6 protein-coding genes are annotated in these 11839 nt (G+C 61.1%); 4 read left to right on the top strand and 2 right to left on the bottom strand.

Features of this window, described 5'->3' with window-relative positions:
• Positions 1-273: 273 nt before the first annotated feature.
• Both J5M72_RS28630 and putA read right to left on the bottom strand, forming a co-directional pair.
• Positions 274-2076, bottom strand: coding sequence for an acyl-CoA dehydrogenase (locus J5M72_RS28630; RefSeq protein WP_207868302.1), 1803 nt, complete (start codon positions 2074-2076; stop codon positions 274-276).
• Positions 2077-2219: 143 nt separating this feature from the next.
• Positions 2220-6173 carry a trifunctional transcriptional regulator/proline dehydrogenase/L-glutamate gamma-semialdehyde dehydrogenase gene (putA, locus tag J5M72_RS28625; protein WP_207868300.1) on the bottom strand — a complete coding sequence of 1318 codons (3954 nt, stop codon included), beginning with the start codon at positions 6171-6173 and terminating at the stop codon, positions 2220-2222.
• Positions 6174-6631: 458 nt separating this feature from the next.
• On the opposite strand from putA, the gene putP reads away from it, so the two are divergent.
• The 4 genes from putP (at position 6632) to J5M72_RS28605 (ending at position 11692) form a co-directional block, all read left to right on the top strand.
• Positions 6632-8116 (top strand): sodium/proline symporter PutP, encoded by a 1485-nt coding sequence (gene putP, locus J5M72_RS28620; RefSeq protein WP_169428546.1) that lies wholly within the window; start codon positions 6632-6634, stop codon positions 8114-8116.
• 227 nt (positions 8117-8343) lie between these two features.
• Positions 8344-10359 carry a type VI secretion system tip protein VgrG gene (locus tag J5M72_RS28615; protein WP_207868298.1) on the top strand — a complete coding sequence of 672 codons (2016 nt, stop codon included), beginning with the start codon at positions 8344-8346 and terminating at the stop codon, positions 10357-10359.
• Positions 10349-11056: a DUF4123 domain-containing protein gene (locus J5M72_RS28610; protein ID WP_207868296.1), complete on the top strand. Its 708-nt coding sequence runs from the start codon at positions 10349-10351 to the stop codon at positions 11054-11056. Before J5M72_RS28615 ends, J5M72_RS28610 begins: the two co-directional genes overlap by 11 nt.
• Positions 11057-11374: 318 nt before the next feature.
• Positions 11375-11692: a hypothetical protein gene (locus J5M72_RS28605; RefSeq protein ID WP_102716942.1), complete on the top strand. Its 318-nt coding sequence runs from the start codon at positions 11375-11377 to the stop codon at positions 11690-11692.
• The last annotated feature ends 147 nt before the right edge of the window (positions 11693-11839 follow it).

Below are 11839 nucleotides of genomic sequence, written 5' to 3'. Positions count from 1 at the left end.
ACCTCTTCCCAAGACACAGGCCATCTCCTTCGCGATGAGCAATGTGTCTATTTAAAAGTGTCCACCATGTCTCCGAACACCTGTCCACCATGTCTCCGGTACATACACTCCCGGAGGGAGAGGGGACCGATTGGGGGATGCTCTGGAGATGCGTCGACCTGAAAGTGCTTCGCCGAATCCATAATCAAACCGGTTTTTCAGGTCGATGTACGGCGCAAGACACCTCGGTCGGCTCCCTCTCCCTCCGGGAGAGGGCTGGGGTGAGGGCCGGCTTTAGAACCACGCATCCTGCATTGCCAGACACGTATCATCCCGCGCCTCCAGCAACGCCAGCTCATGCTGACACCCCGGCACTTCCCACGTCAGGAAATACCGCGCCGCCTGCAACTTGCCCTTATAGAAGTCGACATCCGCCGCATTCCCCTTGGCCAAGCCTTCCTGGGCCCGAATTGCCTGCTCCAGCCAGCGCCAGCCAATCACCGTGTGCCCGAACACTTTCAGGTACAGCGCCGAATTCGCCAGACTGCTGTTGACCTTGCCCTGTGCTAGATCGGTCAGCAGACCGATGGTCACTGTCTGCAGGCGTGCGACCAGTTTCTCCAGCGGTTCACGCAGTGCGGTCAACGACTCGAACGCCACTGCGCGTTCGGCGGTGTCGGCGATCAGGCGAATCAGCTGCTTGAGCCCGGCGCCACCGTTCTGCGCCAGTTTGCGTCCCAGCAAGTCCAGCGACTGAATGCCGTGGGTGCCTTCGTGGATCGGGTTCAGGCGGTTGTCGCGGTAGTACTGCTCCACCGGGTACTCGCGGGTGTAACCGTGGCCGCCGAGAATCTGGATCGCCAGTTCGTTGGCCTTCAGGCAGAACTCCGACGGCCAGGATTTGACGATCGGGGTCAGCAAGTCCAGCAGTTCGTGGGCCTGTTTGCGCTCCGCTTCGGACTCAAGCGTGGTGGTGTCATCGAACAGTCGCGCCGCATACAGACCGAGATCGAACGCCCCTTCAACGTAGGACTTCTGCGTCAGCAGCATGCGTCTGACATCCGCGTGCTGAATGATCGCCACCGGTGCCGTCGTCGGGTCCTTGCTGTCCGGCACCCGGCCCTGTGGACGCTCGCGAGCGTACTCCAGCGAGTACAGGTAACCGGCGTAACCGAGCATCACCGCGCCCATGCCGACGCCAATCCGCGCCTCATTCATCATCTGGAACATGTAGCTCAAACCGTGGTGCGGCTTGCCCACCAGATAGCCGACGCACTCGCCGTTATCGCCGAAGTTCAGCGCTGTGGACGTCGTCCCGCGCCAGCCCATCTTGTGGAACAGCCCGGCCAGCAGCACGTCGTTGCGCTTGCCGAGGCTGCCGTCATCGTTGACCAGAAACTTGGGCACGATGAACAGCGAAATGCCCTTCACCCCGGCCGGCGCGTCCGGCAGCTTGGCCAGCACCATGTGCACGATGTTTTCCGAGAGCGGGTGATCGCCGCCGGAAATGAAGATTTTGTTGCCCTTGAGGCGATAAGTGCCGTCGGATGCCGGTTCTGCGCGTGTACGAATATCCGACAGCGACGAACCGGCATGAGGTTCGGTCAGGGCCATGGTGCCGAAGAAGCGGCCGTCGATCATCGGTTGCAGGAAGCGCTGTTTCTGCTCTTCGGTGCCGAAGCTTTCGATCAGATTGGCCGCACCCATGGTCAGGAACGGATACGACGTCGAAGCCGCGTTCGCCGACTGGAAGTGGGCGAAGCAGGCCTGGGACAACAGCGTAGGAAGTTGCATGCCGCCGGCGTCGAAACTGCGCGCCGCGTTGAGGAATCCGGCTTCGAGGAAGGCATCCACCGCCGGTTTCACCTCGGGAATCAGAATTGCCTGACCGTTCTCGTAGCGCGGCTCGTTCTCGTCGCCCTTGCGGTTGTGCGGCGCGAAGTACTTCTCGGCGATGTTGCGCGCCGTGCCGATGGCGGCATCGAAGGTTTCGCGGTTGTGCTCGGCAAACCGCTCGCGCCGGGTCAGGCCCTCGGCATCGAGGACTTCGTACAGCTCGAAAGCCAGATTGCGGGAACTGAGCAGCGTCTCGGACATGGCGGCCTACCTTTTTTTGGAATGGGCCGAGTCTAGGCGTGCGAATAAAGGCTGAACAGGAAGATTGATAACGGTGATGGAGAGGCCAAAAAAATGGGCGCCGGTGAGGGCGCCCATTTTCAGGTGGCTGGCAGAGTCGCTGATTAACCGATGGTCATCAGGCTGGCGTTACCACCCGCCGCTGCGGTGTTGACGCTCAACGCACGCTCGATCACCAGGCGCTCCAGCGCAATGTTGGTCTCGCCCTGGGACAGGCCCTGAACCCCGACAATGGCGCCGGCACGCGTGGCGATCTGCTGGCAGACCGCACGCAACTGGTCGGAATGGCCGTGATGCAGAACCGCATCGAACACCACGTCGTCCTTGTTCCAGTCGGAAACCAGTTTGATCCGCGCCTGAATTTCCTTCGGCAGGCGTGCGAACAATGCCTTGCTGGTGTCGGATTCCGGCCAGACTGCCGAACCGCCTACCGCCAGTACTGCAGCGAGTTGGGTCAGCAGATCACCTTCGATGTCCGCCAGGCACAGCACGTGCTCGCGCGGCAGGATCGCGTAGCTGTTCTTCTCCCCGGTCGGGCCGGCCAGTACGCGGGTGATACCGCTTTGCGACTGCGCTGCGTACTGCACGCACAGGGTGCTCAGGTCGGCGAACTTGTTGCTGTCGGCCCAGGCTTTCAGGGCGGTCAGCGGTTTGCTCATGGCGTCGCGCAGACGAACGTCCGGTGCTGTGGCAGCATCACCGCGAGCGAAGGATTGTTCGATGGCGTCGGAAGGACGCGTCGACAGCAGACGGTACAGGTACAGCGGGCCACCGGCCTTCGGACCGGTACCCGACAGGCCTTCGCCACCAAACGGCTGGACGCCGACCACGGCGCCGACGATGTTGCGGTTGACGTAGACGTTACCGGCATTGACGTTGTCGATCACCTTGGCGATGGTCTCGTCGATGCGGGTGTGCACGCCGAGGGTCAGGCCATAACCGGAGGCGTTGATCTGGGCGATCAACTGGTCGATCTCTTTACGCTTGTAGCGCACCACGTGCAGCACCGGGCCGAAGATCTCGCGTTGCAGTTCGTCGAAGCTTTCCAGTTCGATCAGGGTCGGCATGACGAAGGTGCCGCGTTTGATTTCCTCGGCATCGGCAATGGCCACCTGGTACACGTTGCGACCTTTGTCGCGCATGCCCTGGATGTGCTTCTCGATACCGGCCTTGGCTTCGGCGTCGATTACCGGGCCAATGTCTACGGACAGACGCTCCGGGTTGCCGAGGCGGCTTTCAGCCATCGCGCCCTTGAGCATTTCGATGACGCGATCAGCGGAATCTTCCTGCAAGCACAGGACACGCAGGGCCGAGCAACGCTGACCGGCGCTGTCGAAAGCCGACGACACCACGTCGATCACCACCTGTTCGGTCAGTGCCGAAGAGTCGACGATCATCGCGTTCTGGCCACCGGTTTCGGCGATCAGCGGAATCGGACGGCCCTGGTTGTCGAGGCGACCGGCGATGTTGCGTTGCAGCAGGCGGGCTACTTCGGTGGAACCGGTGAACATCACGCCTTTGACGCGCTCATCGCCCACCAGACCGGCACCGACAGTTTCGCCACGACCCGGCAGCAGTTGCAGCACGCCTTCCGGAATCCCGGCTTCGAGCAGCAAGCGTACGGCTTGTGCGGCGACCAGCGGAGTCTGTTCAGCCGGTTTGGCCAGCACCGGGTTACCGGCGGCCAGTGCGGCGGCAACCTGACCGCTGAAGATGGCCAGCGGGAAGTTCCACGGGCTGATGCACACCACCGGACCCAGTGGGCGGTGGGCGTCGTTGCTGAAATCGTTGCGCGCCTGCACCGCGTAGTAACGCAGGAAGTCGACGGCTTCGCGGACTTCGGCGATGGCGTTGGCGAAGGTCTTGCCGGCTTCGCGAGCCAGCAGGCCCATCAGCGGCTGGATCTCGCCTTCCATCAGGTCAGCGGCGCGTTCCAGAATCGCGGCACGTTCGGCGGGCGGGGTGGCCTGCCAGATCGGTGCGGCGTTCAGGGCGCATTGAATGGCGTTGTCGACGTCTTCGACCGTGGCTTCCTGCACATGGCCGACCACGTCACGCAGATCGGACGGGTTCAGCACCGGTGCCGGCGCTTCGTTGCTGGAGGCGCAACCGAGCATCGGCGCGGCTTTCCAGTTGTTGTGCGCGGTGGCCAGCAGGGCGCAGGACAGCGACGCCAGACGATGTTCGTTGGCCATGTCGATGCCGGCAGAGTTGGCGCGCTCGGAGCCATACAGGTCACGCGGCAGCGGGATGCGCGGGTGCGGCAGGCCGAAACCACCTTCCACGGTCGCCATCTGCTCGATCTGTGCCACCGGATCGGCCACCAGCTCCTGAATCGAAATCGACTGGTCGGCGATACGGTTGACGAACGAGGTGTTGGCGCCGTTTTCCAGCAGACGACGTACGAGATACGCCAGCAGGGTCTCGTGGGTGCCGACCGGAGCGTACACGCGGCACGGACGGTTCAGCTTGCCTTCGGAAACCTTGCCTACAACCTGCTCGTACAACGGTTCGCCCATGCCGTGCAGGCACTGGAATTCGTACTGGCCCGGGTAATAGTTCTGACCGGCAATGTGATAAATCGCCGACAGGGTGTGGGCGTTGTGCGTGGCGAACTGCGGGTAGATGACTTCCGGTACCGACAGCAGTTTGCGGGCGCAGGCGATGTAGGAAACGTCGGTGTACACCTTGCGGGTGTAGACCGGATAGCCTTCCAGGCCTTCGACCTGGGCGCGCTTGATTTCGCTGTCCCAGTACGCGCCTTTCACCAGGCGGATCATCAGACGATGACGGCTGCGGCGCGCCAGGTCGATCACGTAGTCGATCACGTACGGGCAACGCTTCTGGTAGGCCTGGATCACGAAACCGATGCCGTTCCAGCCAGTCAGTTGCGGCTCGAAGCACAGGCGCTCAAGCAGATCCAGCGACAGCTCCAGGCGGTCGGCTTCTTCGGCGTCGATGTTCAGGCCGATGTCGTATTGCTTGGCCAGCAGGGTCAGCGACAGCAGGCGCGGGTACAGCTCGTCCATCACGCGCTCGTACTGGGCGCGGCTGTAACGCGGGTGCAGGGCTGACAGCTTGATCGAGATGCCCGGGCCTTCATAAATCCCACGGCCATGGGACGCTTTACCGATCGAGTGAATGGCTTGTTCGTACGAGGCCAGGTACTTCTGGGCGTCGTGTTCGGTCAGCGCCGCTTCACCGAGCATGTCGTAGGAATAGCGGAAGCCCTTGGCTTCGAACTTGCTCGCATTGGCCAAGGCTTCGGCGATGGTTTCGCCGGTCACGAACTGCTCGCCCATCAGGCGCATGGCCATGTCGACGCCCTTGCGGATCATCGGTTCGCCGCTCTTGCCGATGATGCGGCTCAGGGACGAAGTCAGGCCGGCTTCGTTGTGGGTCGACACCAGTTTGCCGGTCAGCAGCAGGCCCCAGGTCGCGGCGTTGACGAACAGCGACGGGCTGTTGCCCAGGTGTGGCTGCCAGTTGCCGGTGCTGATCTTGTCGCGGATCAGCGCATCGCGAGTGCCCTTGTCCGGGATACGCAGCAGCGCTTCGGCCAGGCACATCAGCGCCACTCCTTCCTGGGACGACAGGGAAAATTCCTGCAACAGACCCTGAACAATGCCTGCACGACCGCCGGCACTCTTCTGGTTACGCAGTTTTTCCGCGATGGTTGCGGCGAGTTTGTTGGTGGCTTCGGCCATCGGTGCCGGCAGGCGAGCCTGCTCGATCAGCATCGGCACCACTTCCGGCTCAGGGCGACGGTAAGCGGCGGTGATCGAAGCGCGCAGCACCGATTGCGGCAGGATGCTTTCGGCGAATTCGAGGAAGCATTGGTGAGCGTGATCGGTGTGGACTTCGCCCGCGTCGTCGGCGTCCTTGGCGGTCAAACCGTTCAGCTCGGTCAGGGTTGCACCACCCTCGAGTTTTTCCAGGTAATTGAAAATTGCCTGCTTGATCAGCCAGTGCGGTGTGCGATCAATCGAGGTTGCGGCGGCCTTCAGGCGCTCGCGGGTCGGGTCGTCAAGTTTGACCCCAAGGGTGGTGGTAGCCATATTTTTATCCTCATAGGTGCCGCAGTTGCGCGACAACAGCTGGCGGCAAGATTAGCTGCGAGCTGAAAGAGGTGCAACCGGGTGCAACCCTTTTTTTGTCGGAATATTCGGCAGCTTGTCAGGAATAAATTTCAGCTTTCCGATGGCCGCTCTAGATCGGTGCTTTCAAGGCAGATGAACGGGTGTTAATGCACCGGAGTCGCGCAAAATCGGCAGTTTTCGGTGGAAAATCCGACGCAGGTGCAACTAATTCCCAAGAAACTGGTTGCACCTCTTTTGCTTTGTTGCATAGGATTCGCGCCCAAGGTGCAACCGGGAAAACCGGTTTACCGGCCAATGGCTTTCCTGGGGAAACATTGGTCATAAATGCGCGGCCGTGCGAATCGTCTGTCAGACGTCAGTCTGTAAACGGTGCAACTGCCGCCGCTACATAAAAACAAAGCCAGGGCACGTACGTAATGAGCGCAAGCAATCCAACCCTGATCACGTTCGTGATCTACATCGCAGCAATGGTGCTGATCGGCTTCATGGCCTATCGCTCCACCAACAACCTTTCCGACTATATTCTGGGCGGCCGCAGCCTGGGCAGCGTGGTGACCGCATTGTCCGCCGGCGCTTCCGACATGAGCGGCTGGCTGCTGATGGGCCTGCCGGGCGCCATCTACATGTCCGGTCTGTCCGAAAGCTGGATCGCCATCGGCCTGATCGTCGGTGCTTACCTGAACTGGCTGTTCGTCGCCGGCCGTCTGCGTGTTCAAACCGAGCACAACGGCGATGCGCTGACCCTGCCGGACTACTTCTCCAGCCGTTTCGAAGACAAAAGCGGTCTGCTGCGTATCATTTCGGCAGTCGTGATTCTGGTGTTCTTCACCATCTACTGCGCTTCCGGCATCGTGGCCGGCGCCCGTCTGTTCGAAAGCACCTTCGGCATGTCCTACGAGACCGCGCTGTGGGCCGGTGCTGCGGCGACGATTGCCTACACCTTCGTCGGCGGTTTCCTCGCGGTGAGCTGGACCGATACTGTACAAGCCACCCTGATGATCTTCGCCCTGCTGCTGACGCCGATCATCGTGCTGCTGGCCACCGGCGGTGTGGACACCACGTTCCTGGCCATCGAAGCACAGGACCCAAGCAACTTCGACATGCTCAAGGGCACCACCTTCATCGGCATCATTTCGCTGATGGGCTGGGGACTGGGCTACTTCGGCCAGCCGCACATCCTGGCGCGCTTCATGGCCGCTGATTCGGTGAAGTCGATCGCCAACGCCCGTCGCATCTCCATGACCTGGATGATCCTGTGCCTGGGTGGCACCGTGGCCGTGGGCTTCTTCGGTATCGCCTACTTCTCGGCGCATCCGGAAGTCGCGGGTCCAGTGACCGAGAACCACGAGCGTGTGTTCATCGAACTGGCGAAAATCCTGTTCAACCCGTGGATTGCAGGCGTGCTGTTGTCGGCGATTCTCGCGGCGGTTATGAGCACCCTGAGCTGCCAGTTGCTGGTGTGCTCGAGCGCCCTGACCGAAGACTTCTACAAGGCTTTCCTGCGCAAGAGCGCTTCTCAGGTTGAGCTGGTGTGGGTCGGTCGTGCCATGGTGCTGTTGGTTGCGCTGGTCGCCATTGCTCTGGCCGCCAACCCGGACAACCGTGTACTGGGTCTGGTGTCCTACGCTTGGGCCGGTTTCGGTGCAGCCTTCGGTCCTGTGGTGCTGATCTCGGTGATCTGGAAGAAAATGACCCGTGACGGCGCACTGGCCGGCATCCTGGTCGGCGCGATCACCGTGATCGTGTGGAAGCATTTCGAGCTGCTGGGTCTGTACGAAATCATCCCGGGCTTCATCTTCGCCAGCCTGGCGATCTACTTCGTCAGCCTGATGGGCCAGCCGAGCGCCGGCATGGTTCAGCGCTTTGAAGCGGCCGAGAAGGATTTCCATCTGAACAAGTGATGGGAATGAGCTGAGGCTCACAAGAAAACGGCCCGTTTCCTACCCGGAAGCGGGCCTTTTTTGTGCCTGCGATTTTTTTTGAAAGGAAAGTCTGTAGTCGAATGCTTTGATTCTTGAAGGGGAGATCGAAGTTTCAAGTAGGGGAAATCTGATTTTTCAGTCACCCGTCCTGCACTCCTTGCCCCTCATGCAGAATCGCCCGCCCTCATTCTGCAGAGAGACATCGGATGTTCGCGCCTGCCAATCAACCGCGTTTCACGTTGACCGTCGAAGGCGCCCAGTTTGATCTCAAAGTCCTTGAGTTCACGGGCAAGGAAGCCATCAGCCAACCCTTTCGCTTCGACCTGGAACTGGTCAGCGAGCGGCCGGATCTGGATTTGGAGAGCCTGCTGCACTGTCAGGCGTTTCTGAGTTTTGATGAAGAGGGTTCCGGTATTCACGGTCAGATCTATCGGGTCGGGCAGGGGGATTCCGGCAAGCGTCTGACTCGCTATCACGTCAGTCTTGTTCCGCGCCTGGCCTATCTTGGCCACCGGATCAATCAGCGCATCTTCCAGCATCAAAGCGTGCCGCAGATCGTGACGCGGATCCTCAAGGATCACGCGATCCTGCGCGATGCCTTCGAATTTCGCCTCGGCAGCGATTACGCGCCGCGTGAGTACTGCGTGCAGTACGCCGAGAGCGATCTGGCGTTTATCCAGCGTCTGTGTGCCGAAGTCGGCATTCATTTCCATTTTCAACACAGTCCGGACGGGCATCTGTTGGTGTTCGGCGACGATCAAACGGTGTTCCCGCGTCTGGCCGAGCCGACGCTGTACCTGCCGGGCAGCGGCATGGCTGCGGCGGCACCGGCGATCAAGCGTTTCACCGTACGCGTTGAAACCCGCACCAGCGTGGTCACCCGACGAGATTACGACTTCACCAAACCCCGGCTGGCGCTGCAAGGTCGCGCCGAAAGCGAACAGCGTCCGGTGCTGGAGGATTACCACTTTCCCGGCCAGTTCACCGAGCGCGAAACCGGCAAGCAACTGGCCCGACGCACGCTTGAGCGCCATGTCGCCGACTACCGTCAGGCCGAGGGGCGCAGCGATCAATCTGCCTTGGTCAGTGGACATTTCCTGCAACTGACCAAGCATCCGCGCCAGGATTTGAATGACCTCTGGCTGCTGACCTCGCTCGAACACCATGGCCGACAGCCGCAAGTGCTGGAGGAATCGGTGACCAGCGAAGGTGATGAATTCCAGGGTTACCGTAATACCTTTCTCGCCACGCCGTGGGACGTGTTCTTTCGCCCGCCGATGGGCCCGGAAAAACCACGGATGCTCGGTTATCAACCGGCCGTGGTCACCGGCCCGAAAGACAGTGAAATCCATTGCGACGAGTACGGCCGGGTCAAGGTGCAACTGGCCTGGGATCGCGACGGTGAACTCAACGAGCATTCCAGTTGCTGGCTGCGGGTTGCCAGCGGTTGGGCTCATGACCGTTATGGCAGCGTGCTGATTCCGCGGGTCGGCATGGAAGTGCTGGTGGGGTTCATCGATTCGGATGCCGACAAACCGCTGGTCATGGGTTGCCTGCCGAACGCCGCCACGCCGGTGCCGCTTGATCTGCCGGCCGACAAGACCCGCAGTATTTTCCGCAGCCAGAGCAGTCCCGGCGGTGGGGGCTACAACGAATTGCGCATCGAGGATCGCCAGGGGGCCGAGGAAATCTACCTGCGGGCCCAGCGAAACTGGACGCAGCATGTGCTGAATGATCAGCAGGTGCAGGTGGATAACCAGCGCAGCGTCGTTGTCACGGGCCTTGCCAGGCATGAACTGAAGGCCGATGAGCAGCACATCACCCACGGCCAGCGCCAGACTGAAGTGAAGCAGGACGACCACCTCACGGTGACCGGCGACCGGCACATTCGCGTGAGCAATCAGGCGATCAACGCCAGTGCTCAATTTCACGTCAGCGCCGGCCAGCAGGTGGTGATCGACGGCGGGGCGAGCGCAACGATTCAGGCGGGCGGGCAGTGGATCAACATCGGCCCCGGCGGGATCTTCAGCAGCGTGCCGATTGTGGTGGGTGGTGCGCCGATGGCGGCGATGAGCGCAGCGCCGACAGTGCCGGGGTTGCCGGAAACACTGGTGGCGGCACCGGCTGCGATTCTGACTGCCGCGCAAATCATGAGCCTTAAAGGAGACGCGCCGTTCTGCGAAGAATGCGAGCGCTGCAAGGACGGTGTCTGTGCAGCCTGATCAATGGTTGAAGGATGAGCCGCTGAAACCGTCGGAGCAGTTGTTTGCGATTTTCAGTAGCGCCAGTGCGGCAGAGCCGCTGAAGGCCTGGCCGCTGAAAGCGCAGATGCCGAAACCGGTCTGGGCGGAAACGATCTACGCCGAGTGGGATGCGGTGATGCCCTACGTGGGAATCGTCGACGCGGACAGTGAGTTTCTGGATTGGGTGGCGACCACGGAGTCTCGCGACTGGGGTTGGCTGGCGGTTTCTTCGGCGGGGCTTGAGGTGGTGGCCGAGCACTTTCGCAGTTTGACTCAGGTGCTGATGCCGGACGGGAAAGCGGTGTTTTTCCGGTTCTGGGATGGGCGGTTTTTGTTGCCGATCCTTGAGTCGTCCGAGGTGGATGCCGGGCAATTGCTGCCGGTTCTCACGCGAGGCTTGATCAACGGTCAGGCCGTCGAGATCGGGGGTAGGGCGCAGGTCTCGGGTCGAGAGTTTCCCTGGTGGTCGGTGCCGGAAAAACAGCTGGCGCAATTCGGCGGTGATGCCCGGATCAACAACACCTTGCAGTGGTTGAGCGAGGAGCAGCCGGCGTTGTTCGAGGCGTTTCCCGCCGACGTTTTGCGTTGCAAGGTTGTCAGGTTTTTTGCGGTTTCGGCGTCGGACGAGTCGTCGGCTTCGGCTTTGCTGGACTACTTGCGGGACGAGTCAGAGTGAAATTTCCGGGCAAAGGCTTCGGACGTTTCCTGCGAGTTGCGGCGGTTTGCGTGAACTGGTGGGCGCGGTGGTGCGGGGATAGTCTTTGGTTGTCACCGCAAAATCGGTGACAGGGCGTGGAAGCCCTTTTATCGTTAGGCGCGTCAAGCTGCACCAGTCAGACGTTTTTGTCGTTTGAGTTTTTGGTGGCTGTGCGCGGGGCGCTTTCGAGTGCGCCGGGTGCCTAACGTCCCGGTCTTCCACACCTGCGTACAGCCGCCACCTAATGCGTGGAAGTGAGAGTTGGCGGCTCCACCCAATACGTTAGGAGTCATTCCAGTGCCAACATTGAAACCCGATCCACCCTACGAGCCCTTCATCCCCCACCCCGACAACCGCCTCATGGCGCTGACCAGCAACTGCAACGACATGCCCACCCTGTTCATCGACACCCACGCCCCGCTCGACATCCTGATGGACGCCGCCAACTACCGCATCCGCGCCGTGATCCAGGTCCTGGAAAACATGTGCATGCGCGGCTCAGTCGAGTGCGACTCGGTCATCCTCAGCGACTTCGCCCAGCTCTGCGTGATTCCGTTGCGTGATGGCTGTGATGTCTTGGATGTGATTGGCCGCAGGTTGCGTGACCGGCCTTAGATCCCATCCCCTCACCCTAGCCCTCTCCCTCCGGGAGTGTATGTACCGGAGACATGGTGGACAGGTGTTCGGAGACATGGTGGACACTTTTAAATAGACACATTGCTCATCGCGAAGGAGATGGCCTGTGTCTTGGGAAGAGGTGTC

Origin of the sequence: Pseudomonas sp. 58(2021) (genome assembly GCF_017491585.1) — a bacterium.
Taxonomy (GTDB): domain Bacteria; phylum Pseudomonadota; class Gammaproteobacteria; order Pseudomonadales; family Pseudomonadaceae; genus Aquipseudomonas; species Aquipseudomonas fluorescens_BT.
Note: the sequence above shows the minus strand (reverse complement) of the source record. Positions and strands in the feature narration are given on the sequence as shown.